Annotated in this window: 28 protein-coding genes; 21 read left to right on the top strand and 7 right to left on the bottom strand. The window is 70.6% G+C overall.

Features of this window, described 5'->3' with window-relative positions; genetic code table 11:
* Positions 1–28 precede the first annotated feature (28 nt).
* The 10 genes from QSJ97_RS10585 to QSJ97_RS10630 all read left to right on the top strand — a co-directional run bounded on the left by QSJ97_RS10585 (position 29) and on the right by QSJ97_RS10630 (position 10,632).
* On the top strand, positions 29–1,477 hold the full coding sequence (locus QSJ97_RS10585; protein ID WP_285671725.1) for a type II and III secretion system protein family protein: 1,449 nt from the start codon (positions 29–31) through the stop codon (positions 1,475–1,477).
* Between the two features lie 7 nt (positions 1,478–1,484).
* On the top strand, positions 1,485–2,120 hold the full coding sequence (locus tag QSJ97_RS10590) for an OmpA family protein (protein ID WP_285671726.1): 636 nt from the start codon (positions 1,485–1,487) through the stop codon (positions 2,118–2,120).
* Between the two features lie 360 nt (positions 2,121–2,480).
* Positions 2,481–3,242: a TadE/TadG family type IV pilus assembly protein gene (locus tag QSJ97_RS10595; protein ID WP_285671727.1), complete on the top strand. Its 762-nt coding sequence runs from the start codon at positions 2,481–2,483 to the stop codon at positions 3,240–3,242.
* A 14-nt stretch (positions 3,243–3,256) separates the two neighbouring features.
* A complete protein-coding gene (locus QSJ97_RS10600) occupies positions 3,257–4,498 on the top strand; it encodes a CpaE/TadZ family protein (RefSeq protein WP_285671728.1) in 1,242 nt (413 codons plus the stop codon).
* 34 nt (positions 4,499–4,532) lie between these two features.
* Positions 4,533–6,038, top strand: coding sequence for a TadA family conjugal transfer-associated ATPase (locus QSJ97_RS10605; protein WP_285671729.1), 1,506 nt, complete (start codon positions 4,533–4,535; stop codon positions 6,036–6,038).
* A gap of 17 nt (positions 6,039–6,055) precedes the next feature.
* On the top strand, positions 6,056–7,018 hold the full coding sequence (locus QSJ97_RS10610; RefSeq protein ID WP_285671730.1) for a type II secretion system F family protein: 963 nt from the start codon (positions 6,056–6,058) through the stop codon (positions 7,016–7,018).
* A gap of 21 nt (positions 7,019–7,039) precedes the next feature.
* Positions 7,040–8,095, top strand: coding sequence for a type II secretion system F family protein (locus QSJ97_RS10615; RefSeq protein ID WP_285671731.1), 1,056 nt, complete (start codon positions 7,040–7,042; stop codon positions 8,093–8,095).
* 20 nt (positions 8,096–8,115) lie between these two features.
* Positions 8,116–9,309 carry a tetratricopeptide repeat protein gene (locus QSJ97_RS10620; RefSeq protein WP_285671733.1) on the top strand — a complete coding sequence of 398 codons (1,194 nt, stop codon included), beginning with the start codon at positions 8,116–8,118 and terminating at the stop codon, positions 9,307–9,309.
* On the top strand, positions 9,285–10,130 hold the full coding sequence (locus tag QSJ97_RS10625) for a tetratricopeptide repeat protein (protein WP_285671734.1): 846 nt from the start codon (positions 9,285–9,287) through the stop codon (positions 10,128–10,130). Before QSJ97_RS10620 ends, QSJ97_RS10625 begins: the two co-directional genes overlap by 25 nt.
* 4 nt (positions 10,131–10,134) lie before the next feature.
* Positions 10,135–10,632, top strand: coding sequence for a prepilin peptidase (locus tag QSJ97_RS10630; protein WP_285671735.1), 498 nt, complete (start codon positions 10,135–10,137; stop codon positions 10,630–10,632).
* 15 nt (positions 10,633–10,647) lie between these two features.
* On the opposite strand, the gene QSJ97_RS10635 is transcribed toward QSJ97_RS10630, so the two are convergent.
* Positions 10,648–11,439 (bottom strand): glycerophosphodiester phosphodiesterase family protein, encoded by a 792-nt coding sequence (locus QSJ97_RS10635; RefSeq protein ID WP_285671737.1) that lies wholly within the window; start codon positions 11,437–11,439, stop codon positions 10,648–10,650.
* Positions 11,440–11,536: 97 nt separating this feature from the next.
* Here QSJ97_RS10635 and QSJ97_RS10640 point away from each other — a divergent pair, with 97 nt between their 5' ends.
* Together QSJ97_RS10640 and QSJ97_RS10645 are read left to right on the top strand one after the other, a co-directional pair.
* The gene (locus tag QSJ97_RS10640) at positions 11,537–13,411 is read left to right on the top strand and encodes an OmpA family protein (RefSeq protein ID WP_285671738.1); all 1,875 of its coding nucleotides are present in this window, start codon (positions 11,537–11,539) and stop codon (positions 13,409–13,411) included.
* Positions 13,408–13,815, top strand: coding sequence for a hypothetical protein (locus tag QSJ97_RS10645; RefSeq protein ID WP_285671739.1), 408 nt, complete (start codon positions 13,408–13,410; stop codon positions 13,813–13,815). Before QSJ97_RS10640 ends, QSJ97_RS10645 begins: the two co-directional genes overlap by 4 nt.
* Before the next feature lie 12 nt (positions 13,816–13,827).
* On the opposite strand, the gene moaE is transcribed toward QSJ97_RS10645, so the two are convergent.
* The 6 genes from moaE to QSJ97_RS10675 all read right to left on the bottom strand — a co-directional run bounded on the left by moaE (position 13,828) and on the right by QSJ97_RS10675 (position 18,411).
* Entirely contained in the window at positions 13,828–14,310 is a 483-nt protein-coding gene (gene moaE / locus QSJ97_RS10650) for a molybdopterin synthase catalytic subunit MoaE (protein ID WP_285671740.1), read from the bottom strand.
* A 3-nt stretch (positions 14,311–14,313) separates the two neighbouring features.
* Positions 14,314–14,562, bottom strand: a complete 249-nt coding sequence (gene moaD, locus QSJ97_RS10655; protein ID WP_285671741.1) for a molybdopterin converting factor subunit 1 — start codon at positions 14,560–14,562, stop codon at positions 14,314–14,316.
* Positions 14,562–15,200 carry a CDP-diacylglycerol--glycerol-3-phosphate 3-phosphatidyltransferase gene (gene pgsA / locus QSJ97_RS10660; RefSeq protein WP_352231073.1) on the bottom strand — a complete coding sequence of 213 codons (639 nt, stop codon included), beginning with the start codon at positions 15,198–15,200 and terminating at the stop codon, positions 14,562–14,564. Before pgsA ends, moaD begins: the two co-directional genes overlap by 1 nt.
* A complete protein-coding gene (gene uvrC, locus QSJ97_RS10665) occupies positions 15,175–17,079 on the bottom strand; it encodes an excinuclease ABC subunit UvrC (protein ID WP_285671742.1) in 1,905 nt (634 codons plus the stop codon). Before uvrC ends, pgsA begins: the two co-directional genes overlap by 26 nt.
* 292 nt (positions 17,080–17,371) lie before the next feature.
* Complete coding sequence (locus QSJ97_RS10670; RefSeq protein ID WP_285671743.1) at positions 17,372–18,154, bottom strand: SDR family oxidoreductase; 783 nt, start codon at positions 18,152–18,154, stop codon at positions 17,372–17,374.
* Positions 18,155–18,228: 74 nt separating this feature from the next.
* Positions 18,229–18,411, bottom strand: a complete 183-nt coding sequence (locus QSJ97_RS10675) for a hypothetical protein (protein WP_285671744.1) — start codon at positions 18,409–18,411, stop codon at positions 18,229–18,231.
* Positions 18,412–18,604: 193 nt separating this feature from the next.
* On the opposite strand from QSJ97_RS10675, the gene QSJ97_RS10680 reads away from it, so the two are divergent.
* The 9 genes from QSJ97_RS10680 to QSJ97_RS10720 all read left to right on the top strand — a co-directional run bounded on the left by QSJ97_RS10680 (position 18,605) and on the right by QSJ97_RS10720 (position 25,948).
* On the top strand, positions 18,605–18,811 hold the full coding sequence (locus tag QSJ97_RS10680) for a YdcH family protein (RefSeq protein ID WP_285671745.1): 207 nt from the start codon (positions 18,605–18,607) through the stop codon (positions 18,809–18,811).
* 65 nt (positions 18,812–18,876) lie between these two features.
* Positions 18,877–19,362, top strand: coding sequence for a 5-(carboxyamino)imidazole ribonucleotide mutase (purE, locus tag QSJ97_RS10685; RefSeq protein WP_285671746.1), 486 nt, complete (start codon positions 18,877–18,879; stop codon positions 19,360–19,362).
* A complete protein-coding gene (locus tag QSJ97_RS10690) occupies positions 19,355–20,431 on the top strand; it encodes a 5-(carboxyamino)imidazole ribonucleotide synthase (RefSeq protein WP_285671747.1) in 1,077 nt (358 codons plus the stop codon). The genes purE and QSJ97_RS10690 overlap by 8 nt, the downstream gene beginning before the upstream one ends.
* Before the next feature lie 151 nt (positions 20,432–20,582).
* Positions 20,583–21,149 (top strand): hypothetical protein, encoded by a 567-nt coding sequence (locus tag QSJ97_RS10695; protein ID WP_285671748.1) that lies wholly within the window; start codon positions 20,583–20,585, stop codon positions 21,147–21,149.
* 99 nt (positions 21,150–21,248) lie between these two features.
* Entirely contained in the window at positions 21,249–22,037 is a 789-nt protein-coding gene (gene ubiE / locus QSJ97_RS10700; RefSeq protein ID WP_285671773.1) for a bifunctional demethylmenaquinone methyltransferase/2-methoxy-6-polyprenyl-1,4-benzoquinol methylase UbiE, read from the top strand.
* Positions 22,037–23,590, top strand: coding sequence for an AarF/UbiB family protein (locus tag QSJ97_RS10705; protein WP_285671749.1), 1,554 nt, complete (start codon positions 22,037–22,039; stop codon positions 23,588–23,590). Before ubiE ends, QSJ97_RS10705 begins: the two co-directional genes overlap by 1 nt.
* Before the next feature lie 182 nt (positions 23,591–23,772).
* Positions 23,773–25,032: a bifunctional phosphopantothenoylcysteine decarboxylase/phosphopantothenate--cysteine ligase CoaBC gene (coaBC, locus tag QSJ97_RS10710; protein WP_285671750.1), complete on the top strand. Its 1,260-nt coding sequence runs from the start codon at positions 23,773–23,775 to the stop codon at positions 25,030–25,032.
* On the top strand, positions 25,029–25,496 hold the full coding sequence (dut, locus tag QSJ97_RS10715; RefSeq protein ID WP_285671751.1) for a dUTP diphosphatase: 468 nt from the start codon (positions 25,029–25,031) through the stop codon (positions 25,494–25,496). Before coaBC ends, dut begins: the two co-directional genes overlap by 4 nt.
* The gene (locus QSJ97_RS10720) at positions 25,496–25,948 is read left to right on the top strand and encodes an RrF2 family transcriptional regulator (RefSeq protein WP_285671752.1); all 453 of its coding nucleotides are present in this window, start codon (positions 25,496–25,498) and stop codon (positions 25,946–25,948) included. The genes dut and QSJ97_RS10720 overlap by 1 nt, the downstream gene beginning before the upstream one ends.
* Positions 25,949–25,960 lie beyond the last annotated feature (12 nt).

The following is a 25,960-nucleotide window of genomic DNA, read 5'->3' on the forward strand; positions in this document are numbered from 1 at the left end:
AAAAAATGAAGGAAGAGGGACCTTAGTCATGATACTCAGGATCGTGCGGGCGGCGCTTCTGGCCTTGGCGGCCATCGTCGCCGCTGACCCGGGAGCCGCCTCCGCTCAGAGCATTCTGAGAGTGGCGCGGGGGCTCGCCTCCGACGACATCGTCGTCCTGACGAACCGCGCCATCGTGGTCGAGAGCAGCCAGCCCTTTACCGAGCTGTCGATCGCCCAGCCGGAGATTGCGGACGTGCAGCCGCTCTCGGACAGGTCGATATATATTCTCGGCCGGCGACGCGGCAAGACCACGCTCACAATGCTCGGCGAAGGCGGACGGCTGATCAGCAACGTCAACATTGTCGTGCGCCCCGACATCTCCGAACTCAAGGAACGCCTCAGCACGATCCTGCCGCAGGAGGACATCGAGGTCCGCATCGCCGGCGGCAACATCGTCCTCTCCGGCATCGTCTCGGGGGCAACGCAGCAGGAGCGTGCGCTGACCCTGGCGCGGGCCTATGCCGGCGATGCGGTGGCCAACATGATGACCATCGGCGGGACGCAGCAGGTCGCCCTCAAGGTCCGGGTGGCCGAGATGAACCGCAACGCGGTCAAGGACATCGGCGTCTCGATCGCCGCGCTCGGCAGCGGCCGCCGCTATGCGACCGACAACGTGACCGGCGATGCGCTCGCCCTCACCGATCCGCTCTCCTCGCCGGCCGGCCCCAACGCGCCTCCGGGCTCCTCCGGCAACCTTGCCGGCATCGAGCGGATCTTCAGCGGCGCCTTCGGTGCCTTCGGCGCGATCTTCGCCGTCGCCGACAACTTCATCCTCGACATCGAGATCGACGCGCTCGAGTCCAAGGGCTTCCTGCGGATGCTGGCCGAGCCGACCCTGGTCGCGCTCTCGGGCACCGAGGCGGAGTTCCTGGCCGGCGGCGAGGTGCCGATCCCGGCAGTCGACGGCGAGGGCAACGTCTCGGTCGACTTCCGCGCGACCGGCGTCAATGTCAGCTTCGTTCCCGTGGTGCTCGACGGCAGCCTGATCAACCTCGCGGTGACCGCCGAGGTCTCGGCGCCGGATCCGTCGCTCTCCTCGACCAGCGGCGGCATCAACATCACCGGCTTCCAGACCCGCCGGGTAACCACCACGATCGAGCTGCGCGACGGCCAGAGCTTCGCCATCGCCGGGCTGTTCCAGGAGGACTTCTCCGACGCCATCGATCAGGTGCCCTTCCTCGGCGACATCCCGATCCTCGGCACCCTCTTCCGCTCGGCGCAGTTCCAGAAACGGCAGACCGAGCTTGTGATCATGGTCACGGTCAATCTGGTCACGCCGGTCGACAATGAGGACGAACTGGCGCTGCCGACCGACCGGTTCGGCGTGCCGACCGAATTCGAGCTCTTCCTGATGGGCAACGCGCTGCCGGGCAATGGGTCCAACCTGCTGACGACCCAGGGCTTCGACGGCGATTTCGGCTATGTCGTGGAGTGATGATCCGATGAAAAAGGCACTGTTCATGATCGCGCTGCTCGGCACCGGCCTCGTGCTCAACGGGTGCACCCGGCCGGCCGGCGGCGGCGAGCGCAGCTCCGAGATCGGCCAGTCCGTCGATCTCACCTTCGCCCGTCAGGTGGCCTACAAGACCCCCGACGACTTCCTGACGGATCTCGGCCGCGTCTTCGCCGCGGAGACCGAGGATACCGTCACCTTCGCCTTCAACAGCTCGCGGCTCGACAGCACGGCGCGCGGCGTGCTCCGCGGCCAGGCCGCCTGGCTGCGCGAGCATCCCGAGGTCCGGATGCGGATCGAGGGGCACACCGACGCGGTGGGCGGCGAGCGCTACAACGACCGGCTCGGCCTGCGCCGTGCCCGGGCGGTGGTGAACTATCTCGCCAGCCGCGGCGTCTCGCGCTCGCGCCTCGATGCGGTCGAGTCCTATGGCGAGACCCAGCTCGCCGTGGACACGCCCGACCGGGAGCGGCGCAACCGCCGGGCAATCACCCGGGTGGCCGGCTTCGTGCGGAACTTCGTCGGCGACGGCATGGACGGGCGCAAGGCCCAGCGTGCGATCGGCAGCTATCTCGGCATCGGCGGCGCCGGCACGGTGTCCGACAGCGACGTCGACGTGAACTGATCCGTCGCGGCGCCGCCACGCGGCGCCGCACGGCAAGATTGCCAAGTGCGTGCGGAGAAGGGTCATCCCGCTTGATCCTTCTCTTTGGCGCTACACGTGATAACATCCGATGGTGGGAGTGGCATCCATCGCGGCCATTGACGATCCATGGCATCCTGATGGGGGTGAGCCTTGACACGGCTGATACACTTGCCGGAGCGCTGGCAGACAGGATTGGAGGGAGCCTTCGGGCGACGATCCATCTCGCAGGCCGTAACGCTTCCTGCAACTCCCGGTGCTAGCCTCCTCGGCGCGGACTGGCCGCGGCGCGACACTCCCGTCGTGAGCCACGGGCCCGCCGGCCGGGGCATGGAGGCGAGAATGGATGCGGTGCATGGCGATCTGACGAAGAGCACGGGAAGCAGCGGCTTCATGGGGCGGTTCCTCGCCGATGAGCGCGGCGCGATCACCACCGACATCGTGCTGATTCTGTTCCCCATCCTCTTGATAATCCTGACGATCTTCGAGATCGGCATCTCCTTCTACTTCGTCCTGGCGGCGCAGAAGGCGGCGCAGATGGGCGCCCGCTTCATCATCGGCGAGACCCCGATCCACAGCGGTGTGCCCGATGTCTACGAGGTGGCGCTCGCGAACGGGGAGTTCGGCGACAGCTGCTACCGGGTGGACGGCGCCGCGACGCCCTGCACCTACGACACCTCGTCGATGGTCGTGGTCGGCACCGACGGCGACGGCAACAACATCAACGGCTGGATGTGCGACGGCGACAATCTCGGCGCATCCTGCGACGAGACCCGTTTCAACGAACTCGTGGACGAGATGCGCTGGGTCTATCCGAGCCTCCTCGCGAGCCACGTGGAAGTGATCTATACCGACGAGGAACTGGGCTTTGCCGGCGGGCCGTTCCACCCCAAGGTGGAGGTGGCGATCGAGGCCCGCAGCTCGCCGATCAAGATCCTCAGCCTGCTCGATTTCGTCTGGGGCCTGGTGCCCAACAACACCGAGCTGGGCGATGACGAGAAGGTGGCGATCTCCCGCGGGCAGACCCCGGACTCGCAGAAACTCCGCAGGGTCGCAGCCAGCGTGTTCGGCGGCGACAACAATTCGACGAATGTAAGAAACTGAGGTAGTAGCAAGGAATGGCCCTCTCGATCCGACGGGACTCGTCGCTTGGCTCCGCACCCGAGGCGTTGGTATTCGCGGACGGTTTCCCCGAAATCGATACGCTGGCGGAGGAACTCGACAACGAGTTCGGCGTCGATCAATGGGTCGAGGTGAGCAACACATCGGCCGACCAGGCGCTGGCACAGCTCGGAGGCAACACCTCGATCGCGATCGTCACCGCCTCGGCCGACATGCCGCAGGCGATCGAGGGCATCGCGGCGCTGATCCGCAAGGCGCGGGATGCCGGGCTGCTCGTGCTGCTGATCGTCGGCGAGATCTCGTCGCGCAGCATGCACATGCTGCTGAAGGAAGGCGTCGCCGATTTCGCCCCCTACCCCGAGCCCGAGGGCGCGCTGACCGAGGCGATCGAGCGCCTGCGCTTCGTGCGCGCCTCGGGCAACCAGAGCGGCGTCGGCCTGACCACCAGCGCGCTGCAGCGCCGCGGCAAGGTCCTCACGGTCTATGGCGTCGCCGGCGGCGTCGGCGCGAGCACCATCGCGGTCAACCTCGCCTGGGAGCTCGCGACGCTGGTGCGCAAGCAGGGCCGGAAGGTGGCGCTGCTGGATTTCAACTTCCAGTACGGCTCGGTCGCGACCTTCCTCGACGTGCCGCGGCGCGAGGCGGTCTACGAGCTGGTCTCCGAAGCCTCGAGCTTCGACCAGACCGGCCTTGCCCAGGCGCTCTCGACCTATCAGGACAAGCTCTGGGTGCTGACCGCGCCGCGCGACGCGCTGCCGCTCGACATCGTCACCCCCACCGACGTGAAGGCGATCATCAACCTCGCCCGCGAAGCCTTCGACTATGTCATCATCGACATGCCGCAGGCGCTGATGAACTGGTCGGAGCCGGTCTACACGATCTCCGACGATTTCTTCGCGGTGATGGAGATCGACATGCGCTCGGCGCAGAACATGTTCCGCTTCCTGCGCACCCTCAAGGCGGAGAGCATGGATCTCGCGAAGCTGGTCTTCGTGCTCAACCGCTCGCCCGGCATGACCGATCTCACCGGCAAGGCCCGGGTCAAGCGCGTGGCCGAGAGCCTCGGCATCACCCTCGGCCACCAGATCCCCGATGGCGGCAAGGCCGTCGTCAATGCCTGCGATCAGGGCATCCCGCTCGCCGAGATCGCCAAATCGAACCCCGTGCGCAAGGAGGTGCTGCGCATCGCGCAGCGCGTCGCGACCGAGGATGCCACCAAGGCCGCCAGCTCGGGATGACCCGCCATGGAAGATGTGAGCGCGAGGCGTAGAGATGTTTCGACGGATTAGAACCGAGAAGGACGAGAAGGCGGAGCAGTCGCGCGCCTCGATCATGCGCCGTCCGGAGCGTCCGCATTCGCCGGAGCAGGATGCCAAGCGCCTCGGGGTGGAGCTGCCGGTCCAGCAGGGCGGCCATCCGGGCTCCGAGCTGGCGGAGCAGAAGCCGAACCGCTTCGCCCTCGCCACCAAGCGCGAAGCGTCGCCGCAGATCGACGAGGCCGAGGCCAAGCGCCGCAACCGTCTCCTCGGCCTTCGGGTGGAGCTGCACGGCGTGCTGCTCGACACGCTCAACCTCTCCGCCATCGAGAAGGTGCCGCTCTCCGAGCTCAAGGCGGAGATCGCCGACATCTCCCGCGAGCATCTCGCCGACTCGGACATCGTGCTCAACAAGACCGAGTTCGAGCAGCTCATCGAGAACCTGGTTCACGAGACCGTCGGCCTCGGCCCGCTCGAGCCGCTGCTCGCCGACGACACCGTGACCGACATCCTCGTGAACACCCACGAGCAGTGCTATGTCGAGCGCGGCGGCAAGCTGGTGAAGACGGACGTCCAGTTCAAGGACGGCCACCACCTGATGCGGATCATCAACAAGATCGTCTCCGCGGTCGGCCGGCGGGTCGACGAGAGCCAGCCCTGGGTCGATGCCCGCCTCGCCGACGGCAGCCGCGTCAACGCCATCGTGCCGCCCTGCGCGGTCGATGGCCCGCTGCTCTCGATCAGGAAGTTCTCGAAGAAGCCGCTGACCGTGGAGAAGCTGATCTCCAACGGCGCCTTCTCCGAGGAGATGGCGCTGTTCCTGCATGCCTGCGTGCGCACCCGGCTCAACGTCCTGGTCTCCGGCGGCACCGGCTCGGGCAAGACCACCAACCTCAACGCCCTGTCCTCCTTCATCTCCAACGACGAGCGCATCCTCACCATCGAGGACACCGCCGAGCTTCAGCTCCAGCAGGAGCATGTCGGCCGGCTGGAGAGCCGCCCGGCCAACATCGAGGGCACCGGCGCCGTCACCCAGCGCGACCTGCTGAAGAACGCGCTCAGGATGCGCCCGGACCGGATCATCGTCGGCGAGACCCGCGGCGAGGAGGTCATCGACATGCTGCAGGCCATGAACACCGGCCATGACGGCTCGATGACCACGATCCACGCCAACAGCCCGCGCGACAGCCTCGCCCGCATCGAGAACATGGTGGGCATGTCCGGCGTCGAGCTGCCACTGAAGGCGCTGCGGGCCAATATCGCCTCCGCGCTCAACCTCATCGTGCAGGTCAGCCGCATGTCCGACGGCGCGCGGCGGATGGTCTCGATCTCGGAGGTCGTCGGCATGGAGGGCGACATCGTCACCATGCAGGAGATCTTCAAATTCGAGCGACATGGGGTGGACAGCGAAGGTAGGATTCGTGGCAAGTTCGTGGCAACGGGCATCCGCTCGCAATATGCGGACCGGTTCAAGCAGTGGGGCTACGAATTGCCCGCCACGCTGTTCCGTCCGGATATCTGAGCCGTTCGGGAGGTCACATGCTGTTCCAACCGCTGATCTACGGACTGATCTTCGTCGGTGTCATCGCGATCGTCGAAGGCGTCTACCTGATCGTCTACGGCAAGACCCTCAAGCGTGAGAAGAAGGTCAACCGGCGGCTCACCCTGCTGCAGGACGGCAAGGACACCGAGGAGGTGCTCACCATCCTCCGGGCCGAGCGCGAGGGCTCGGAGCGGGTGCGCAAGCTGCCGGTGATCGGCGTGCTGCTCGATCAGGCGCGGCAGGCGAGCATCTCCATGACCCCGGTCTCGATGACCGTTGCGCTGGTCGGGCTGATCGGCCTGAGCTTCTTCCTGCTCTCGGTGTTCACCGGCGCGGTGCTGCAGGTGAAGATCGTCGTGGCGCTGATGCTCGGCTACGGCTCGCTCTATCTCTGGCTGCGCGACAAGGCGCGCAAGCGGATCAAGCTCTTCGAGGAGCAGCTGCCGGACGCGCTCGACCTGATGGTGCGGTCCCTGCGCGTCGGCCATCCGATGACCGCCTCGGTCGGCATCGTCGCCCGCGAGATGCCCGACCCGCTCGGCACAGAGTTCGGCCTGGTGGCGGACGAGGCGACCTATGGCATGGACATCAACAAGGCGCTCGAGCGCACCGCCGACCGGATGCCGGTGGCGGATCTGCGCTTCCTGGCCATCGCGATGAACATCCAGTCCACCTCCGGCGGCAACCTCGCGGAGGTGCTCGAGGGCCTGTCCAAGGTGATCCGGGCGCGCTTCAAGCTGTTCCGCAAGGTGCGGGCGATCACTGCCGAGGCGCGCTGGTCCGGCTGGTTCCTTTCGATCTTCCCGATACTGGCGCTGCTGATGGTTCAGGTGGTACAGCCCACCTATTACGATGATGTCTCGGATCACGCCCTGTTCCTGCCCGGTGCGATCCTGACCTTCATCCTGCTTGTCGTAAACGTAATTTTCATGCGGATTCTCGTGAACATCAAGGTCTGAGCCATGGGAGGCAGATGAGCGATGGCTGAGACCGATGCGGGCGCCGCACAGGCGGGCGCGGCAGGGGCGGCGGATGCGGGCGAGGCCGGGGCGGCGCTGTTGAGCACACCGGGCTTCGTCGAGGGATTCTGGAACTATCTGATCGAGAATTTCGGCCCGTCCGGCCCGTTCTACGCGATCGCGGCGCTGGGCATGGTGCTCGCGCTGGTGGCGTTGCCCTTCGTGCTGCGGCGCCAGCGCGATCCGGTGGATCGGCTCGGCACCGCCGACGACCGGCGCGACATCGAGCTCGCGACCCTGCGCACCGACCGGGATTCGGGCGCGCTGCGCGGCTTCGAGCAGTATCTGGAACCGACCGATACCGAGGAGCTCTCGGACACCCGGGCCAAGCTCGCCTCCGCCGGCTACAAGGACCGTGCCGCGGTCCGGGTCTATTTCTTCGCCCGCGCGGCGCTCGGGATCGGGTTGTTCTGCTTCGGCATGTTCTTCCTCTTCGTCGTGCCGAAGGACCCCAACACCGTCGTCTCCATCACCCTCTCGGTCGCCTTCGGCCTGATGGGCTATTTCCTGCCGGTCTACTGGGTCGAGCGGCAGATCCAGAGCCGCCGCGAGGAGATCGCCAACGCCTTCCCGGACGCGATGGACATGATGCTTGTCTGCATCGAGGGCGGCCAGTCGCTCGAGCAGGCGATGGCCCGGGTCGGCAAGGAGATGGAGACCGCCTCCGGCCCGCTGGCCGAGGAACTGCAGATCGTCTCCTACGAGTTCCGCGCCGGCAAGGACCGCATCGCGGTGCTGCGCGACTTCGCGGCGCGCTGCGCGGTCAACGACATCAGCTCCTTCGTCACCGTGCTGATCCAGTCGACCGCCTTCGGCACCTCGATCTCCGAAGCGCTGCGGGTCTATGCCTCCGAGATGCGCGACAAGCGCCTGATGCGCGCCGAGGAGAAGGCCAACGTGCTGCCGACGAAGCTCACCCTCGGCACCATGATGTTCACCGTGCCGCCGCTGATCCTGATCCTGATCGGGCCGTCCATCATCCAGATCATCCGGGCGCTGAGCGGCCTGTCCCGATGACCCGCCGGGCGCTGCCAGCAATGGGCGCAGCGCTTCTCCTGCTCGGGCTCGGCGCCTGCATGCAGGGGCCGCTCGCCCCCGTCGGCGGCCCGTCGCCGGCCGGCCCCGACAAGTTGCTCCAGGAGGGCACGCTGCTCCTGCGCACCGGCGAGCCGGCCATGGCCTACAGGCGGTTCATCAGCGCGCTCGGCGCCGGCGGCGATCCGGCCAGGGCGCTGACCGGCGCCGGGCTCGCCCTCGAGGCGCAGGGCCAGCTGCACCAGGCGCGCGACTATCTCGAGCGGGCGAGGGCGCTGGCGCCGAACTCCGTCACCGCGCTGAACAATCTCGGCGCCGTGCATTACAAGCTCGGCGATTTCGCCGCCGCCCGGCAGGCATTCCGCGCCGCCTTCGCGATCTCGAGCGGGCGCAGCGGCATCGCCGCCGCCAACCTGAACGCGACCGAGAAGGCGATTGCCGCCCGCGCACCGCGCGCGCCGATCGAGGTGACCCACAGGCTGCAACGCCTCGGCGGCGGGGTCTACACGCTGATGCCGGTGGGCGAGACCGAGGAACCGGTGCCGCCCGAGATGCAGCTCGCACCCGACGTGGACTCGGCCGATCTCCCGGCCGCGGACATCGCGGTGGGCGGGCACGGCCCCGCCCCCCGGCCCGTCTCGATCGAGGAGGTCGAGGCGGCACTGCCGGCGCTCACCGTGCCTGCCTCCGGCCCGGAGGACACGACCGCCGAAACCGGCGAGATGCCTGCGGAGCCGGTCACGCTCGCGGTGACGGACGCGTCCGCCGATGGCCCGCCGGTGACGCTGGAGATCCGCCCCGCGGAAGCCTTGCCGATCCCCCCGGCGCTGGCGGCGCGGGCCAGAGGCGCCGGCGAACCGACACCGCCGAGCGGCCCGGCCCCGGAGAGCGCGGCATCGGCGGCGGCGCCCGCCGGGCCCGCGGCCCGGGAAGCGCTTGCCTTGCCGGAGCCGGTTCCCCCGGCGGAGGCGGACGCGCCGACGGCTCCGGAGGCGCAGGGATTGCCCGGCGCCGCGGCCGACAAGCCATCGCTCCCGGCGCCGCCCTCGGGCACCGGCCAGGCGGCACCCGATGGCGCCGCCCCGCCGGACGGCGCGGAGGGCTTGGCCGACGATCCCAAATCAACGATGCTGCGGCCGACATCGCCCGGTCATGCAAGAAGGAGCACTCCATGCGTAGAGGCCTGCCTCTCCTGATCCTGGTCGCGGCCGCGCTGGCGGGCTGCTCTGAATCGATCAGCCGTCGACCGGATCCGCTGGCCAAGAACGTGATCGACGATGCCGGGCTGAGCAGCCTGCTGCTCGCCGCCGGCGATGCCGAACAGGCGGTGAACTATTTCGAGACCGCCTCGGCGGAGGAGCCCGAGCGTGCCGATTTCCGCCGCGGCCTCGCCATCGCCTATACCCGCGCGAACCGCTACCCGGAGGCGATGCGGGTCTATGGCGAGCTCGACGCCCTCGGCCAGGCGACCCCGGTCGACCATCTGGAGCAGGCCTTCGTCGCGGTGCGCCTGCAGCGCTGGGCCGATGCCGAGGCGCTGGAGGCACGGCTGCCCTCGGGGCTCGACACCGCCCGCCGCCACCTGCTCACCGCCATGCTCGCCGACAACCGGCAGGACTGGGACGCCGCCGACAGCGCCTATGCCCGGGCCGAACTGCTGACCTCGCAGCCGGCCAAGGTGTTCAACAACTGGGGGGTCAGCAAGATGGCCCGCGGCGATCTCGAGGATGCCGAACAGATGTTCCTGAAGGCGCTCGGCTATGACAGCACGCTGTTCAGCGCCAAGAACAACCTGGCGATCGCGCGCGGGCTGCAGGGCAAGTTCCAGCTTCCCATCGTGCCGATGACCGACCGGGAGAAGGCCACCATCCTCAACAATCTCGGGATCATCGCCGCCCGGCAGGACAAGACGCAGCTCGCCAAGGGGCTCTTTGCCGCCGCGGTCGACGCGCATCCGCAGCATTACGAGGCCGCCGCCAGCCGGCTCGCGAGCCTCGAGACCTCGGTGCAGAACTGATCCCATGCTGAGCGATCCCGCGCTCATCGCCGCAGTGGCGCTGCTGGTGCCGCTGATGGGCATCGTCGCCTATACCGACACCCGCGACCTGCGCATCCCCAACTGGACGGTGCTCGCGGTGCTCGGGGTGTTCCTCGCGACCGGCTCCTGGGGCCTGCCGTTCGAGACCTTCCTCTGGCGGCTCGGCTATGCCGCCGTGGCCTTCGGGCTCTCGCTGCTGCTCTACAACGTCGCGCAGGGCGGCATCGGCGCCGGCGATCTCAAGCTGATGATCGTGCTGGTGCCGTTCCTCTCCGGCGCGATCCTCGTGGATTTCCTGCTGATCTATGTCGCGGTGAGCGTGCTCGGCTCGCTGGCCTTCTGGGCCGCGCGACGGGCGCTGAAGGGCCGCAGCACCGGGTGGAAGGCGCTGGATACGGCGGTCTACTACCCCGTCGGCGTCTATATCGGGATCGCGATCACCGCGGCGCTGTTCCTGGAGCTCGTCGTCCGGCTCGGGTGAGCGGCTGCGGCGCCCTCAGCGCCCGGCCCAGGCCGCCCAGCCCGGATCGTCGAGGAAGCGCCGCGGCACGTCGGTGATCACGCCGTCGAGCCCGGGCAGGCGCAGCGGCACGAGCCCGGCCGGGTCGTTCACCGTGAAGACCCGCAGCGCGATGCCGGCGGCGCGGGCCTCCGCGAGATGCTCCGGGGTGAGCGCGGTGTGGCGCATGTGCAGCGCGCCGATGCCGAGCGCCGACAGCCGCTCCCGCCAGTCCGCCGGCGGTTCCTTGTAGAGCATCGCCAGCGCCTGCGCCGGCGCGCGGGCCCGCAGCGCCGCGAGCGCGCCGGCATCGAAGCTGGAGACGACGATGCGCTCCGCCATCCCCGGCCGGGCGTCCATTGCCGCCAGCACCGCCTGCACGAGCGGCTCGGGATCGGCGCCATGCGGCTTCATCTCGAGATTCGCGGTCAGGCCGGCGCCGCCGAGAAGATCCAGCGCCTCGCCCAGTTGCGGGATCCGCTCGCCGGCGAAATTCGGCGAGAACCATGCCCCGGCATCGATCCCGGCGAGATCGGCAGCGCCGATCGCGGACAGCGGCCCCCGGCCATCGGTGCAGCGATCGAGCGCCGCGTCGTGATGCAGCACCGGCGTGCCGTCGCCGAGCAGCGAGACATCGAACTCCACCGTGCGCACCCCGGCGGCGATCGCCGCGCGGAAGGCCGCGAGCGTGTTCTCCGGCGCCGCCCGGCTCGCCCCGCGATGGGCGATGATCCGGTCGAGCGCAACATCGGCAGCGGGATGCCGAGGGGTATCTGGTGCGTCCGTCATGTTGCTCGCCATAGCATGGCCGGGCCCGGCTTGCACCCGGTCGGAGCATCATGCGAGATGATACCGCCCCGCAACGGGCGCTTCTGGGAAATCCGGCATGGCGCTTCTCCGACTTGCATTGCTGATCGGGCTGCTCGGCGCGGCCGGCCTCGTCTGCGTGCTGGTCGGGCGGGTGGCGGCGGTGCATGTGCAGACCCTGATGTCCGAACGCGCCAGTGCCGCGCTGGCGACGATGCGGCTCGACTGGCCGATGATCGAGATCGACGGGCTGGTGGTGCGGCTGCGGGGGACGGCGCCGGACATGCACGCCCAGGCGCTGGCGCGGGAGACCCTGGCGCTCGCCCTGCCCGCCGCCCGGATCGAGGACCATTCCGCCGCCCATTCGCAGCCCGCGCCCAGGCGCCCGCCGGTCCGGGTGGAGCTCTACCGCGATGTCGGCAAGCTGATGCTGCTTGGCACGCTGCCGGACGAGGCCGCGCGGGCGCCGCTGCTCGAAACCTTCCGGAACCGCGCGCCGGATCTCTGGATCGAGGACCTGACCAGCATCGGCGCGGCCCCGGCGCCGCAGCCGCTGGCGGTGGATCTCGCGGCCGAGGCCGTGCTGCGCGTGCCGCGGGCGCGGGTGATCCTGCGGCCGGGGCTGCTCCATGTCACCGGGCTGGCCGCCACCGATGCCCAGCGCCTCGCGCTCAGCCGGCGCCTGCTGGCCGCGGCCCCCGGCGGGCTCCGGCTCGAGCTCGACATCCGCGTGCCGCCGCCGGTGATCGCGCCCTTCGCGGTCTCGATCAGCAAGCGGGGCGCGGGCGGGCTGCGGCTCGAGCTCTGCGCGGCGCGCACGGCCGAGGAGGCGGCGGCGCTCCGCGGGCTCCTCCGCCAGGCCGGCTTCCGCGACGGCGAGGCGCTCTGCCCTCATGGCGGCGGCGGCCCTCCCGGCGACTGGCTCGGCGCCGTCGCCGCCGGGCTCGGCATTCTCGGCGCGGTCGAGGAAGGGCGGTTCCGCCTGCATTACCGCCTCGCCCGACTCGAGGTGCCGGCCGAGATCCCCGATTCGGCCGCCGAGGCGATGCTGGCGGATCTCCGCTCCGGGCTGCCGCCGGGCTTCACCGCGCGGCTCGGCCGGCGCCGGGCCGCGACCGCGCGCACCGGCGAGCCCGAACCGGGGCCGCTGCTCGACTACTGGATGGCCTATGACGTCAGCGCCGACAGCGTGGACCTCTCCGGCATCGTCCCGGACCGTGCCGCCGGCATGGCCCTCGAAACCCTGGCCGCCGCGCGCTTCCCTAACCGCCTGCTCCGCTCGACCCTGGCGACACGCGATGCGCCCGAGCCGGAGGGCTGGCGCCAGGCCGCCGCGGCGGCGCTGATCGCGCTTGAGGATCTCGAGGCGGGCCGCGTCCGGCTGTTTCCCGGGCGGCTGCGGGTCGAGGCGGCGCTGGCCGCGCCCGCCGCCGCCGCCACGCTGCACCGCGCGCTCGCCGAGGCCGCGCCGGGCTACGCGCTCTCGACCGCGTTCCGCATCGATCTGCCCGCCCAGGTGCTGGCGGTCCCGCTCGTGGCCGCGCGCTGCGTCGCCGAGCTCAACGCCCTGATGACCGCCGAGCCGCTTGCCTTCGCGCCGGGCAGCGCCGTGCTCGAGCCGCATACCGCGCCGACGCTCGACCGTGCGGCCGCGCTGCTCGGGCGCTGTGCGCCGGGCCGGCTGGAGATCGGCGGCCATACCGACAGCCAGGGCTCCGAGGGTTTCAACCAGCGCCTGAGCCAGGCCCGTGCCGACTCGGTGCGCGAGGCGCTGCTGGCCCGCGGCATCGGGCCCCGCCGCCTGGTGGCTCGCGGTCATGGCGAGAGTTCGCCGATCGCCAGCAATGCCACCGAGGAGGGACGGGCGCGCAACCGCCGCATCGCCTTCTCGTCGCTCGCCCCCGAAGACGGGGCCGACAGCCCGGACGACGAAACCGCGAGGACCGAGGAATGACCGCCGAAGCGCTGTCCTGGACGCTTGCCGCGCTGCTCTTCGTCGCCGTGCTGACAGGATGGCTGCTGCACTGGATCTGGTGCCTGATGTCGCGCGCGGTCAGCTCCGATCGCAGCCGGATCGCCGATCTGACCGCCCGGCTCGACGCCGCCGAGCACGCCCGCACCGAGGCCGAGCGGGCGATGGAGGAGGCGAATCGCACGCTCGGCGCCCGCATCGCGGAGTTGGAGGCCGCGCTCACGGCGCAGGCCGAGGCGCACGAGGCGGAGCTGGCAAGCCATGCCGCCGAGCAGGCCCGGCTGGTCGAGAGCGCGACGCGCGAGGCGGAGGCCGCATGGGACGGGCTGGGCAATGCCCGGCGGCGCATCGCCGAACTCGAACGGGCACTGTCGGAGGGTGGCTGAGCCGGCGGGCGCCTAGCGGGCCCAGCGCGCGGCGGCGAGATCGTCGCTCTCGCGCGCATCGACCCAGGCGCCCTGGCCGTCGCGGCCTGTCTCCTTCTTCCAGAACGGCGCGCGGGTCTTCAGGAAATCCATCAGGAAGGCGGCCGCCTCGAAGGCGGCGGCGCGGTGCCGGCTCGCCGCCAGCACCAGCACGATGCGGTCGCCCGGCGCGAGCGGGCCGACCCGGTGGATCACCCGCACGCCGGAGAGGGTCCAGCGGGCGCGGGCCTCCGCCACGATCCCGGCCAGCGCCTTCTCGGTCATGCCCGGATAGTGCTCGAGCTCCATGCCGCGGATCTCGCCCTCCGGCGCAATGTCGCGGACGAGGCCGGTGAAGCTGACGACGGCGCCGATATCGCCGCGGCCCTCGGTGAGCCCGGCGATCTCCGCGCCAATGTCGAAATCCGCCGTCTGCACGGAGACCGTGAAGGCCGCGCCGCTGCCCGCTGCATCCATGCCTCAGCCCCCGGTAACCGGCGGGAAGAAGGCGATCTCGCGCGCGCCGCGGATCGGGGTCTCCAGCGCCGCCATCTCCTGGTCGATCGCAACGCGCACGGCGGAGATGTCCTCGAAGGCCGCGGCATATCGCGGATCCCGCGCCCGCAGCACCTCGATCAGTTCCGCGGCCGTTGCCGCCTCGCCGGGATCGACCTCCTCGGCGGCGGCCCCGACCCGCTCCCTGAGCCAGGCGAAATAGCGTATCTGCATCAGCGCTCCTCCTTGGCCGAAATATAGGCCACCGCCTTGCGAAAGTAATCCCATCCGGTCACGAGGGTCAGCGCCGCGGCAAGCCAGAGCAGCCCGATGCCCGCCGCCTCGACCAGATCGTCGATCCAGGGGCCGGCACCGCCCGCCGGCGGCGGCCCGGCCAGCGCCGCCAGCGGCTCGGCGGCGAGCAGCACGCCGATCGCCGCCATCTGCGCCGCGGTCTTCCACTTCGCGAGCCGCGTCACCGCGAGCGGCGCTCCGGCGAGATGCTCGCGCAGGCCCGAGACCAGCACCTCGCGGGTCACGATCACCGCGCCCGGCAGCAGCAGCAGATCTGCGACCGGGCTGGTGGCCGCCAGCACGATCAGCGCCACCGTCACCATGGCCTTGTCGCCCACCGGGTCGAGCATCGCGCCGAGCGCCGACTGCTGGTCGAGCCGGCGCGCGAGCCAGCCGTCGAGGAAGTCGGTGAGGGCGGCCGCGAGAAACAGCCCGAGCGCGATCCGGCCGGCCAGCGGCGCATCGACCAGCCAGACCACCAGCGCGAGCGCCGGTGCGGCGGCGATCCGCGCCATGGTCAAGAGGTTCGGCACGGTCCAGATCATCGCCCGCTCACCCGTCGCCGTGGAAATGCGCATAGACCGTCTCCGCCATTGCCGCGGAGATCCCCTCCACCGCCTTCAGATCCTGCAGCCCGGCCCGCGCCACCGCCTTGGCCGAGCCGAAATGCGCCAGCAGCGCGCGCTTGCGTGCCGGCCCGATGCCGGCGATCTCGTCGAGCGGGTTGGCGGTGGCCGCCTTTGCCCGCTTGGCCCGGTGCGTACCGATGGCGAAGCGATGCGCCTCGTCGCGCATGCGCTGCACGAAATAGAGCGCCGGGCTGCGGAAGGGCAGCGCGAAGGGGCGCCGCCCCGGCGCGTGGAACACCTCCTTGCCGGCATCGCGGTCGGTGCCCTTGGCGACGCCGACCAGCGCCAGATCCTCGATCCCGAGATCCGCCAGCACCGCGGTCGCGGCGGTGACCTGGCCCTGCCCGCCATCAATGATCACGAGATCCGGCCAGTTGCCCGCCTCGCGGTCCGGGTCCTCCTTCACCAGGCGGGAGAAGCGCCGCGTCAGCACCTCGCGCATCATGCCGAAATCGTCGCCCGGGGTCAGCGCGGCATCCTTGATGTTGAACTTGCGGTACTGCCCCCTGGCGAAGCCCTCGGGCCCGGCCACCACCATCGCGCCGACCGCATGGGCGCCTTGGATGTGGCTGTTGTCGTAGATCTCGATGCGCTGCGGCGGCGCCTCGAGGCCGAGCGCTCCGGCGAGCCCCTCGAGCAGGCGGGCCTGGCTAGAGGTTTCGGCCAGCCGCCGGGCCAGCGCCTCGCGGGCGTTCTTCCCGGCATGGGCGACCAGCTCGCGCTTCTCGCCGCGGCTCGGCACCGCCACCACCACGCGCCGGCCGGCCACCGTGCCGAGCGCCTCCGCCAGCAGCCCCATCGACTCGAAGGGATGCGAGAGCAGCACCATCCGCGGCGGCACCCGGTCGGTGTAGAACTGGCCGAGGAAGGCCTCGATGATCGTCGCCTCGTCGTGCTCCGCCGCCACGCGGGGATAATAGGCCCGGTTGCCCCAGTTCTGGTGGTTGCGGAAGAAAAAGACCTGCACGCAGGCCTGCCCGCCCTCGCGGTGCAGCGCCACCACATCGGCCTCCGCGGTGATCCGCGGGTTGATGCCCTGATGCCCCTGGATCGCGGTCATCGCGCGGATCCGGTCGCGGTAGACCGCGGCGCGCTCGAACGCCATCGCGGCGCTCGCCTCGGCCATCCGGTCGGAGAGCTCCTTCTGCACCCGGGTCGAGCGGCCCTCGAGGAAGCGGCAGGCATCGTCCACCAGCGCGGCATAGCCCTCGGCGGAGATCTCGCCGGTGCAGGGCGCCGAGCAGCGCTTGATCTGGAACAGCAGGCAGGGGCGCGTGCGGCTCTCGAACACGCTGTCCGAGCAGGTGCGCAGCAGGAACGCCTTCTGCATCTGGTTGAGCGTGCGGTTGACCGCGCCGGCCGAGGCGAAGGGGCCGAAATAGCGCCCCTTCTCGCGCCGCGCGCCGCGATGCTTGCGCATCAGCGGATAGTCTCCGTCCTCGATCAGGATATGCGGGAAGCTCTTGTCGTCGCGCAGCAGCACGTTGTAGCGCGGCTTGAGGCGCTTGATCAGGTTGGCCTCGAGCAGCAGCGCCTCGGTCTCGGTCTCGGTCGTGATGAATTCCATCGCCGCGGTGGCCATGATCATCCGGGCGATGCGGTTGCTGTGCCCGCCGAGCTTGGCATAGCTCGCGACCCGCTTCCTGAGGCTGCGCGCCTTGCCGACATAGAGCACGGCGCCCTGCGAATCGAGCATCCGATAGACGCCGGGTTTGTCCACCAGCGTCGCCAGATGGGCGCGGATCACGTCCGGCCCGGTCCGGGCCTCTTCGGGCGCCGGATCGTTCGCGTCTGCCGGACTGTCTGCGGTTCGGGTCGGGTCGCTCATGGATTCGTGCCGGGCTGCCAGAGCCCCTGTTCGAGTGCAAGCGAAAAGGAGTCCCCGGAACCTGTGGACAACCGTGTGGGAAACCTGTGAGGGCATGCGCCACCCTCTTGAGTCCCAAACGAATTTGTTACATTGCCCAAAAAATAGGCAATACGCCAAGGCGTTGAAATCGCAGAAAAATAAACCTTTCCCCAGGATAATGTATTGGATTTTCGGCGTTTTTGTGTCGGGGGGATGAAGCCGGGGGCCGGCGTGGAAAACCACTCCGGGGCAGGGTGCGGCAGGGTCATCTTCAGGCGCCCTGGATATCCGGTGTCTGCCAGGCCAGATGCTGGCCGCCATCCACCGCGATCATCTGTCCGGTAAGCGCCTTGCAGGCAAGAATGAAGCGCATCGCGGCAAGAATGTCCTCCGGGTCGGAGCCCCGGCCGAGGATGCAGGCCGCTCTCTGCCTGGCGAAATGCGCTTCCGACTGCCGGGTGGCGCGCAGGGTCGGCCCGGGGCCGATGGCGTTCACCCGAACCCGCGGTGCAAGTGCCTGTGCGGAGGTTCGCGTGAACATCCCGAGCCCCGCCTTGGCCACCGTGTAGGAGGCGAAGAAGGGCGTCGGCTTCAGCACCCGCTGGTCGATCATGTTGATCACCGCGGCCTGCGCCACCGGCTCGCCATTGGCATCGGTCGCGGCCTGCGGCGCCTGCTCGGCGAAGGCGCCGGTCAGATGCACCGGCGCGCGCAGATTGCTCTCCATCGCGCGGTCCCAGCTCTCGCGCGTCATCCGCCCGACCCGGTCGTCCTCGAAGATCGAGGCATTGTTGATCAGCAGCCCGAGCGGCCCGCCAAGCGCCTCGGCCGCGGCCGGCACCAGCCCCGCGACCGCCGTCTCGTCGAGCAGATCCGCCTGCAGCGCGACGGCCGTCACCCCGAGCCCGCGGGCCTCCTCCGCGGCCTCCGCCGCGCCGGCGGCCGAGCTGTTGTGGTGAAACGCGACATCCCAGCCGGCGCGGGCCAGATCGAGCGCTATCGCCCGCCCGAGCCGCTGCCCCGCCCCGGTCACCAGAGCCCGCGTTGCCTGCATGATCTCTCACCTCCCAATCCGCCCGGAGAACGCCGGCCGCCCGCGCCCGGGCAGCCCGCGCCGGGCCTGCCCGCCTACTTGTCGCCGAGCCGGCCGCATTCGCAGACCTCGCCCTCGAGCCGATGCACCCCGCAGCGCGGGCAGCGCTCCAGCGCGAGCGGGCGCACCGGCGGCGACCGGCGCCTCGCCGGGCGCCGGAAGAACACCGCCCAGACCAGCAGCAACACGAGCGATGTAATCAGGATCTTGCCGAGCATCTTCGCCTCCTTCGCCCTCCATGACCTAAGCCGAGGGGCCACCGGCTGCAATTGCGCAGCGCGGCCGCCGGGGGATTTCCCCGCAGGCCGAAATTCGGATAACAAGGACGCAGCCGGAACGGGCGGTGTCAACCGAGGCACCCGCCCGACCCGGAATGTTGCCCTGAAGACGAACTCGCCGCGAGGCCGTGCCATGACCCCGGACGACCCCCAGGAACTGCTCAAGGTCGAGCTGGTGCAGCTCAGATCCGAGCATCGCCGGCTCGATGCGCAGATCGAGGAGCATGTTGCGGTCGGCCTCGGCAGCCTCGAGGTCCAGCGGCTGAAGAAGCGCAAGCTCGCCCTGAAGGACCGCATCACCCGGATCGAGGACGAGCTCTACCCCGACATCATCGCCTGATCGGGGCAGCCAGCCAGCATTCACCAGACAATGAAAACCAGACAGCCTGAGCGGGGGAAGACTGCATGACCCAGATGGTCGGCATCGTGATGGGAAGCCAGTCGGACTGGCCCTGCATGAAGATTGCGGCGGAGCTCCTCGAGGAGTTCGGCATCGCGCATGAGGTGCGCATCGTCTCTGCGCACCGCACCCCCGACCGTCTGTTCGCCTATGCCGAAACCGCGGCGGAGCGCGGGCTCGCGGCGATCATCGCCGGCGCCGGCGGGGCCGCCCACCTGCCGGGCATGCTCGCCGCCAAGACCCGGGTGCCGGTGCTCGGCGTGCCGGTGGAGAGCCGGGCGCTGTCGGGCCTCGACAGCCTGCTCTCGATCGTGCAGATGCCGAAGGGCGTGCCGGTCGGCACCTTCGCCATCGGCCCGGCCGGGGCGGCCAATGCGGCGCTCTTCGCCGCGGCGCAGATCGCCGTGACCGACGACGCGGTCGCGGCCCGGCTCGATGCCTGGCGCGCGGCGCAGAGCGCCGCCGTCGCCGAGGAGCCCGACCGTGGCTGAGCGCAGGCCCCTGCCCCCCGGCAGCACCATCGGCATCCTCGGCGGCGGACAACTCGGCCGGATGCTCGCCATCGCCGCGGCCCGGCTCGGCCTGCGCGTGCATGTCTACGACCCCGGCGCGGCGCCGCCGGCGGCGGAGGTCTGCCATGCCCATACCCGTGCTGCCTTCGACGACGCGGCGGCGCTCGGCGGCTTCGCCGCGGCGGTCGACGTGGTGACCTTCGAGTTCGAGAACGTCCCGGCGGCGACGGCGGCGGCGCTCGCCGGCAAGGCGCCGGTGCATCCGCCCGAGCGCGCGCTGGCGGTGTCGCAGGACCGCGCCACCGAGAAGGGCTTCATGGCCGAGCTCGGCATCGCCACCGCGCCCTGGCAGGCCGTGGACTCGCTGGAGGATCTCCGCGCCGCGATCGCGCGCATCGGCACGCCCGCGGTGCTGAAGACCCGCCGGCTCGGCTATGACGGCAAGGGGCAGGCCCGGATCTCGGCGCCCGAGGAGGCCGCCGGCGCCTGGGCCGCGATCGGCGAGAGCCCCGCCGTGCTCGAGGGTTTCGTAGCGTTCGATGCGGAGATCTCGGTGATCGCGGCGCGCGGGGCCGACGGCGCCATCGCCGCCTATGATCCGGGGATGAACCTTCACGACGGGGGCATCCTGCGGCGCACCACCGTTCCCGCCCCGGTGCCGCGCGGCGTCGCGCAGGAGGCGGTGCTCACCACGGGGCGGATCCTGAACGCGCTCGACTATGTCGGGGTGATCGGCGTCGAGTTCTTCGTCGCCGGCCGGCAGCTCCTGGTCAACGAGTTCGCGCCGCGGGTGCACAATTCCGGGCACTGGACCATCGAGGCCTGCGTGATCGACCAGTTCGCCCAGCACATCCGCGCAGTGGCGGGCTGGCCGCTCGGCGATGGCAGCCGCCATTCCGATGCGGTGATGGAGAACCTGATCGGCGACGAGGCGGATCGCTGGGAGGCGCTGGCCGGCGACGGCTGCGGGCTGCATCTCTATGGCAAGGCCGAGACCCGGCCGGGGCGGAAGATGGGCCATCTGACGCGGATCTCGCCGAAATCCTGAGCCGCCGGATCACGCCGGCTCGCGTGCCGCTCGCACCGCCTGACAGGCCTGCGAGCGATGTTACGACAGCGTTGAGCGCCGTCGCGGCGGCACCTTTATCCGGATCGTGACGCGCAATTCCCGCCGCCCGATCCGGAGACAGGAGACCCCGATGACGCTTGCCCCCGCCGTCCCCGCCGCCCCGGCCGCCCCCGCCGAAGCCCCGAGCCGATCCCCGGCCCCGGCCGCCATCCTCCATGCCATCGCCACCGTGCTCTTCGCCGGTGCCGCCGCCACCGTGGCCTTCGACCTCTTCGGCCAGGTGCTGAGCCCGATGCTGAAATCGCTCGCCAGCCCCTATCTCGGCGCCAAGCTCGCGCCGGTGCCGCTGGCGAGCCAGGTGCTCGCCACGCTGACCGGCCTGCCCGGCAAGGAGCTCGGCGCGCTCGGCCTGCCCCATGGCCTGCACATGCTGACCGGTCTGGTGGCCTATCCGCTCGGCTATCTCCTGGTGGTGCGCCCGCTGCACCGGGCGGTGCTGCCGGGGCTGCACTGGGCGGTGCCGGCGGCGGCCTACGGCGTCGCGCTCTGGGTGCTGGCCCTCTATGTCATGGCGCATCTGGTGGCCGGCAACCCGGCCTTCCTCGGCTGGGGCGGGCTGACCTGGGTGGCGCTCTGGGGCCATGTGATCTTTGCGCTCGTCGCCGCCGCGGTGATCGAGGCGCGGCTGCCCCGCTGACGGCTTCCCCGTCCGGGTCCGGGCCGCGGCACACTCTGCCGCGGCCCTTTCTGCGCGCGCACCATTTCCCTTTCCGGCCGGAGCGCTATGCTGCGCGCCATGATCGAGCAGGACGACGACAGGCAGGGAAATCGCGGGCCCGGCGGCGATGCGGCCGGCACCACGCATTTCGGCTACGAGACCATCCCCGAGGCCGAGAAGGCGGGCCGCGTGCGCGGCGTGTTCTCCTCGGTCGCGGCGCGCTACGACCTGATGAACGACCTGATGTCGGCCGGCGTTCACCGCCTCTGGAAGGACGCGATGGTCAGCTGGCTCGCGCCGCACCGGGGCATGGCGCTTCTGGACCTTGCGGGCGGCACCGGAGACATCGCCTTCCGCGTCGCGCGCCGCGCGCCGGAGGCCGAGATCACCGTCTGCGACCTCACCGCCGAGATGCTGGCCGAGGGCGCCCGGCGGGCCGAGGCGCGCGGCTTCCGCGGCCTGCGCTGGGTCGAGGGCGATGCCATGGCGCTGCCCTTCGAGGCCGGCAGCTTCGACGCGGTGACCATCGCCTTCGGCATCCGCAACGTGACCCGCCCCGAGGCGGCCCTGGCCGAGGCGTTCCGCGTGCTGCGCCCGGGCGGGCGCTTCCTCTGCCTCGAGTTCTCGCAGGTCAGCCCGGAGCTGCTGCGGAGCCTCTACGACCGCTACTCCTTCTCGGTGATCCCGGCGATGGGCGAGGCGGTGACCGGCGACCGCGCCTCCTACCAGTACCTCGTCGAATCGATCCGCCGCTTCCCCGACCAGGAGCGCTTCGCCGACATGCTGCGCGCGGCCGGCTTCGACCGGGTCGCCTACCGCAATCTCTCCCTCGGCGTGGCGGCGATGCATTCGGGCTGGCGGATCTGATGATCTCGGCGATCCCGCAGCTCTGGCGGCTGCTCCGCACCGGGGCAACCTTCGAGCGCACCGGCGCGATGCGCGAGATTCTCGACGCCTTCGGGGTGCGCGGCATCCCGCGCTTCGCGCTGCGCGCGCTGGCCTGGCCGTTCGGCGTGTTCGGGCGCAGCGGCGACCCGACGCTGCCGCCGGTGGCGCGGGCCTGCCAGGCGATGGGGCCGGCCTATGTGAAGTTCGGCCAGATCCTCTCGACGCGGCCGGATGTGGTTGGCGACCGGATCACCACGCAGCTGCGCTACCTGCAGGACCGGCTGCCGCCCTTCCCGATCGAGGCGGCGCGCGAGATCATCGCCGCCGAGCTCGGTGAGCGGGCGCTGCTGATCGAGGAGCTGGGGCCGCCGGTGGCCGCGGCCTCGATCGCCCAGGTGCACCCCGCCCGCTGGGGCCCGAGCGGCGAGAAGGTCGCGGTCAAGGTGCTCCGGCCCAACGTGGCGCGGCAGTTCCGGCGCGACATCGGCACCTTCTACTTCATCGCGCGGGTGGTGCAGGGCATCGTTCCCGGCACCGAGCGGCTCAAGCCGCACGACGTCGTCGCGCATTTCGAAGGCGTGGTGCATACCGAGCTCGACCTGCGCCTCGAGGCCGCCGCCGCCAGCGAGTATCGCGACAATGCCCGCGGCGAGGCGCGGATCCACGTGCCGGAGATCTACTGGGAGGGCACCGGGCGGCGGATGCTCACCATGGAATGGGTCGAGGGGCTGCCGCTCGATCCCGCCGCGATCGAGGCCGCCGGGCTGGACTGCCGCGAGATCGGCGCGCGGGTGATCCGGGTCTTCCTGCGCCATGCCCTGTCGGACGGCTATTTCCATGCCGACATGCACCAGGGCAACCTGCGCGTGCGCCCCGAGGACGGCGCGCTGATCCTCTTCGATTTCGGCATCATGGGGCGGCTCGACCCGGTCACGCGGCGCCATTATGCCGAGATCCTGTTCGGCTTCCTCACCCGGAACTACCGCCGCGTGGCGGAGGTGCATTTCGAGGCCGGCTACGTGCCGCCCGACCGCGACGTCGAGGAGTTCGCCCAGGCGCTCCGCGCGATCGGCGAGCCGATCTTCGGCCAGGATGTCAGCCAGATCTCGATGGCCCGGCTGCTGGCCTATCTCTTCGAGACCACCGAGCGCTTCGGCATGGAGACCCGCGTCGAGCTGATCCTGCTGCAGCGGACCATGGTGGTCGTCGAGGGCGTGGCGCGCTCGGTCGATCAGCATTCCAACATCTGGGAGGCGGCGCGGCCGGTTGTCGAGACCTGGATTCGCGACAACATGGGGCCGCGGCAGATCGTCCGCGACGTCGGCCAGACGGTCGACATCCTGCGCCGGCTCGGGCCGCGGCTGCCGGGGCTCGCGCAGGAGCTGGTGATGCTCGCCGAGGATGCGCGCACGCGGCGCGCCCACCCGCCGCCGCCGCCGCCGCCGCCGGCGCGGCCGCGCTGGCCGGCGCTGCTGGCCGGCGTGATGCTCGGCGTCGCGGGCTTTGCCGCCGGGCTGCTGCTGCTCGGCTGAGATCGGACGCCCGGCCTTCAGCCTGCGGGGCAGATGCGGGACCACGCCCGCCATCCGGTGATTCCCGGCTTGCGTGAAACCGGCTATTTCCAGCTTGCCCAGAGGGGGTCGGATCAAATACAGATTGGCACTGGGTTTTATCGTCAATTGCGGCAAGCCGGCCCGGGGGTTTCCAGCAACCGATGCAAGCCAAGCGCATCCTCCTGATCATCGGCGGCGGCATCGCGGCCTACAAGTCGCTCGAGCTGATCCGCCTGATCGCGAAGGCCGGCGGCAGCACCACGCCCGTGCTGACCGGCGCGGCGCGGGAGTTCGTCACCCCGCTCTCGGCCGCGGCGCTGTCCGGAAACCGGGTCCACGAGGCGCTGTTCGACCTGACCGACGAGGCCGAGATGGGCCATATCGAGCTCTCCCGTGCCGCCGATCTGGTGGTCGTCGCGCCGGCCACCGCCGATCTGATGGCCCGCATGGCCCAGGGCCGGGCCGACGACCTGGCCAGCACCCTGCTCCTCGCCACCGACACGCCGATCCTGATCGCCCCGGCGATGAACCTGCGGATGTGGCTGCACCCGGCGACGCAGCGCAACCTCGCCGTGCTCAGGGGCGACGGGGTCGCCGTGGTCGGCCCCAACGAGGGCGACATGGCCTGCGGCGAGCACGGGCCCGGCCGCATGGCGGAGCCGGCGGAGATCCTCGCCGCCATCGAGGCGCGGCTCGCCGATCCCGCGCGCCCGCCGCATCTGGTGCTGCCGGGCGAGGCGGTGCCGGGGCCGCTGGCCGGAAAGCGCGTGCTGGTGACCTCCGGCCCGACCCATGAGCCGATCGACCCGGTGCGCTACATCGCCAACCGCTCCTCCGGCGCGCAGGGCACCGCGGTCGCCGCCGCGCTGCGCGACCTCGGCGCCGAGGTGCGCTTCGTCACCGGCCCGGCCGACACGCCGCCGCCCGAGGGCGTGACGGTGATCCCGGTGGAGAGCGCGGCGGAGATGCTGGCGGCGGTCGAGAAGGCCCTGCCGGTGGATGCCGCGGTGTTCGCCGCCGCGGTGGCCGACTGGCGCGTCGCCTCGGCCTCCAGTTCCAAGATCAAGAAGGATGGCGGCGGCCCGCCGGCGCTGGCGCTCGCGGAGAACCCGGACATCCTCAAGACCGTTTCCCATCTCGCCGACGGGCGGCGGCCGTCGCTGGTGGTCGGCTTCGCGGCGGAGACCGACGACGTGGTGACGCTCGCCACCGCCAAGCGCCTGCGCAAGGGCTGCGACTGGATCGTCGCCAACGACGTGCGCCCGGAGACCGGCATCATGGGCGGCGCGGAGAACGCGGTGACGCTGATCACCGCCGACGGGGCCGAGACCTGGCCGCGCGCGCCGAAGGCGGAGGTGGCGCGCCGGCTCGCCGCGCGCATCGCCGCAGCCTTCGCTCCTGCCATGGAGGCCGACCGTTGACGCTCCAGATCGCCGTGCTGCGCCTGCCCCATCACGATCCCGCCCTGCCGCTGCCGGACTATGCGACCGCCGGCTCGGCGGGCATGGATCTCTACGCCTCGCTGCAGCCGGACGACCGCGCCGAAGGGCTCGCGCTGCCGTCGCTCGGGCGGGTGCTGGTGCCCACCGGCCTCGCCATCGCGATCCCCGAGGGGCATGAGGGCCAGGTGCGCCCGCGCTCCGGGCTCGCGGTGCGCCACGGCGTCACGGTGGCCAATGCCCCCGGCACCATCGACAGCGACTATCGCGGCGAGCTCGGCGTGCTGCTGACCAATCTCTCGCTCGAGACCTACTGGGTGAGCCATGGCACGCGGATCGCGCAGCTGGTGATCGCGCCGGTGACCCGCGCCCGCCTGGTGCCGGCGGAGAGCCTGCCCGGCACCGCGCGCGGCGAAGGCGGCTTCGGCTCGACGGGGACGCATTGATGCTGCGGCTTTCGCGCAAGACCCTGCTGGCCCTCGAGGCGGTGCTGGACGTCGCCTACAACGCGCGCCCCGACCCGGTGCAGTCGAAGGACATCACCAAGCGCCAGGGCATCCCGCAGCGCTATCTCGAGCAGGTGATGCAGTCGCTGGTGCACAAGAACATCCTGAAGGGGGTGCGCGGGCCGAAGGGCGGCTATACGCTGGCGCGCGAGCGGCGCAAGATCACCGTGGCCGACGTCGTCCGCGTGGTCGACCAGCTCGACGCCGAGGCCGATACCGACCCGGTTTCCGAGGCGCCGCTGGGCGAGCGGGTGATCGGGCCGCTCTGGGACGAGACCCGCGAGGCGGTGCTGGAGCGGCTGTCCGGGATCACCATGGAGGATCTCTGCCGCCGCGCCGAGCGGCTCGAAATCCCGCATGGCGCCAAGGCGCCGCCGGACTTCAACATCTGAGCCAGGGAGACC

Origin of the sequence: Paralimibaculum aggregatum (assembly GCF_030270585.1) — a bacterium.
GTDB classification, from domain to species: domain Bacteria; phylum Pseudomonadota; class Alphaproteobacteria; order Rhodobacterales; family Rhodobacteraceae; genus Thermohalobaculum; species Thermohalobaculum aggregatum.

Bases quoted from the DNA above. Each gene is read 5' to 3' on its own strand.
- QSJ97_RS10585 (WP_285671725.1), top strand. From the start codon at position 29: ATGATACTCAGGATCGTGCGGGCGGCGCTTCTGGCCTTGGCGGCCATC.
- QSJ97_RS10590 (WP_285671726.1), top strand. From the start codon at position 1,485: ATGAAAAAGGCACTGTTCATGATCGCGCTGCTCGGCACCGGCCTCGTG.
- QSJ97_RS10595 (WP_285671727.1), top strand. From the start codon at position 2,481: ATGGATGCGGTGCATGGCGATCTGACGAAGAGCACGGGAAGCAGCGGC.
- QSJ97_RS10600 (WP_285671728.1), top strand. From the start codon at position 3,257: ATGGCCCTCTCGATCCGACGGGACTCGTCGCTTGGCTCCGCACCCGAG.
- QSJ97_RS10605 (WP_285671729.1), top strand. From the start codon at position 4,533: ATGTTTCGACGGATTAGAACCGAGAAGGACGAGAAGGCGGAGCAGTCG.
- QSJ97_RS10610 (WP_285671730.1), top strand. From the start codon at position 6,056: ATGCTGTTCCAACCGCTGATCTACGGACTGATCTTCGTCGGTGTCATC.
- QSJ97_RS10615 (WP_285671731.1), top strand. From the start codon at position 7,040: ATGGCTGAGACCGATGCGGGCGCCGCACAGGCGGGCGCGGCAGGGGCG.
- QSJ97_RS10620 (WP_285671733.1), top strand. From the start codon at position 8,116: ATGGGCGCAGCGCTTCTCCTGCTCGGGCTCGGCGCCTGCATGCAGGGG.
- QSJ97_RS10625 (WP_285671734.1), top strand. From the start codon at position 9,285: ATGCGTAGAGGCCTGCCTCTCCTGATCCTGGTCGCGGCCGCGCTGGCG.
- QSJ97_RS10630 (WP_285671735.1), top strand. From the start codon at position 10,135: ATGCTGAGCGATCCCGCGCTCATCGCCGCAGTGGCGCTGCTGGTGCCG.
- QSJ97_RS10635 (WP_285671737.1), bottom strand. From the start codon at position 11,439: ATGACGGACGCACCAGATACCCCTCGGCATCCCGCTGCCGATGTTGCG.
- QSJ97_RS10640 (WP_285671738.1), top strand. From the start codon at position 11,537: ATGGCGCTTCTCCGACTTGCATTGCTGATCGGGCTGCTCGGCGCGGCC.
- QSJ97_RS10645 (WP_285671739.1), top strand. From the start codon at position 13,408: ATGACCGCCGAAGCGCTGTCCTGGACGCTTGCCGCGCTGCTCTTCGTC.
- moaE (WP_285671740.1), bottom strand. From the start codon at position 14,310: ATGGATGCAGCGGGCAGCGGCGCGGCCTTCACGGTCTCCGTGCAGACG.
- moaD (WP_285671741.1), bottom strand. From the start codon at position 14,562: ATGCAGATACGCTATTTCGCCTGGCTCAGGGAGCGGGTCGGGGCCGCC.
- pgsA (WP_352231073.1), bottom strand. From the start codon at position 15,200: ATGCGCATTTCCACGGCGACGGGTGAGCGGGCGATGATCTGGACCGTG.
- uvrC (WP_285671742.1), bottom strand. From the start codon at position 17,079: ATGAGCGACCCGACCCGAACCGCAGACAGTCCGGCAGACGCGAACGAT.
- QSJ97_RS10670 (WP_285671743.1), bottom strand. From the start codon at position 18,154: ATGCAGGCAACGCGGGCTCTGGTGACCGGGGCGGGGCAGCGGCTCGGG.
- QSJ97_RS10675 (WP_285671744.1), bottom strand. From the start codon at position 18,411: ATGCTCGGCAAGATCCTGATTACATCGCTCGTGTTGCTGCTGGTCTGG.
- QSJ97_RS10680 (WP_285671745.1), top strand. From the start codon at position 18,605: ATGACCCCGGACGACCCCCAGGAACTGCTCAAGGTCGAGCTGGTGCAG.
- purE (WP_285671746.1), top strand. From the start codon at position 18,877: ATGACCCAGATGGTCGGCATCGTGATGGGAAGCCAGTCGGACTGGCCC.
- QSJ97_RS10695 (WP_285671748.1), top strand. From the start codon at position 20,583: ATGACGCTTGCCCCCGCCGTCCCCGCCGCCCCGGCCGCCCCCGCCGAA.
- ubiE (WP_285671773.1), top strand. From the start codon at position 21,249: ATGATCGAGCAGGACGACGACAGGCAGGGAAATCGCGGGCCCGGCGGC.
- QSJ97_RS10705 (WP_285671749.1), top strand. From the start codon at position 22,037: ATGATCTCGGCGATCCCGCAGCTCTGGCGGCTGCTCCGCACCGGGGCA.
- coaBC (WP_285671750.1), top strand. From the start codon at position 23,773: ATGCAAGCCAAGCGCATCCTCCTGATCATCGGCGGCGGCATCGCGGCC.
- QSJ97_RS10720 (WP_285671752.1), top strand. From the start codon at position 25,496: ATGCTGCGGCTTTCGCGCAAGACCCTGCTGGCCCTCGAGGCGGTGCTG.